Origin of the sequence: Paenibacillus sp. LBL, assembly GCF_029893715.1 — a bacterium.
GTDB lineage: Bacteria > Bacillota > Bacilli > Paenibacillales > Paenibacillaceae > Paenibacillus_AQ > Paenibacillus_AQ glucanolyticus.
Genome location: NZ_JARXYU010000050.1, coordinates 1 through 1,281, shown reverse-complemented (window position 1 = coordinate 1,281; position 1,281 = coordinate 1). Strand labels below are relative to the sequence as shown.

1 protein-coding gene is annotated in these 1,281 nt (G+C 44.3%); it reads left to right on the top strand.

Annotated elements, in window-relative coordinates; all coding sequences use genetic code 11:
* Positions 1–87 precede the first annotated feature (87 nt).
* A protein-coding gene (locus M2277_RS31600; protein ID WP_127502898.1) for an IS3 family transposase occupies positions 88–1,238 on the top strand; the annotation gives its coding sequence in 2 pieces (ribosomal slippage) (positions 88–349 and positions 349–1,238; 1,152 coding nt in all).
* The last annotated feature ends 43 nt before the right edge of the window (positions 1,239–1,281 follow it).

Here is a 1,281-nt window from a genome sequence, read left to right as displayed (position 1 = left end):
TTGGTATTATCCCCTCATGGTAGACAGTGAAAAAAGAGGACATGTTACAATGAACTCAAATACTGGATACCGGAGGGGATTTTTGTTATGTCAGCGAAGAAAGGCCAAACCTTTAATCGATATAGCGAAGAAACGAAGAAAGAAGCCGTTCGTCTGCGAGTGGAAGAAGGTTGGGCGTACAGTCAAATCATGAAGAAGTTTGGGATTAAGAGCGAGAGCCAGATTATCACATGGGTTCGTAAAAACCAAAATGGAGAGAGTTTCGAGGATTACCGTGGACGTTGGACGAAGAAGCATTTTAGTAGTGCAGAAGAAGAAAATGCTTATCTGAAAGCACAGGTAGAATATCTAAAAAAGCTCAATCCAAATTTGCACGGAGAGGAAAGTTGGATTTCGAAGCCCGGTGCCAGTCCGTTCGAGAAATAAGCAAGTGGGCACCTGTGGTTTGGCTGTGTAAAATTGCTGAAATTTCACGTGCAGGTTACTACAAATGGAAGAAAAATGCTGCCCTCAGAGAGAAACGAGCAGACCGGGATGCGGATCTGAAAGCACATATTTTAAGCATTCATCGGCTTCGTCCTTATTTCGGCTACAAACGTATGCGAACCGCGTTAGGCAAAGAAGGCCTTGTAGTGAATCACAAAAAGGTACGCCGCTTAATGAGAGAACTTCAGATTCGTTCCGTGATTCGCAAGAAACGTCCATTTGCTGGCCGGAAACCGTCCGTTCTGTTCCGTAATGTCCTAAATCGGGAATTCTCAGCGACAACTCCTGTGCAGAAGCTCGTGACGGATATTACGTATGTCCGGATTGGGCATGATTTTGCTTATCTCTCCGTGGTGATGGATCTGTACAACAATGAAATTGTAGCGTGGGAACTCTCTGAGCGAAATGACTTAAAACTCGTTACAGACACAGTGAAGAAACTGAAATGTGGACCTTCCTTGCTCCACTCGGACCAGGGGTTTCAGTATACAACACAAACCTATGCCAAGTTACTTGAAGAGAAGAAGCTTACAGGAAGCCATTCCCGGCGTGGAAACTGCTATGACAATGCTTGCATTGAGTCGTTCTTCTCCCACTTAAAGACAGAGAAACTGTATTTGGAGAGACCTCAAAATCTGGAGCAAGCCAGGAGCCAAATTACGGAGTATATTTCGTTTTACAACATGGAACGTTTCCAAAACAAACTGGGCGACCTCTCCCCGATTGAGTTTCGGGAAAAAGTCGCCGCTTAATAAAATCTCTTTTTTTAATGTCTACTTGACGGGGCTATGACCA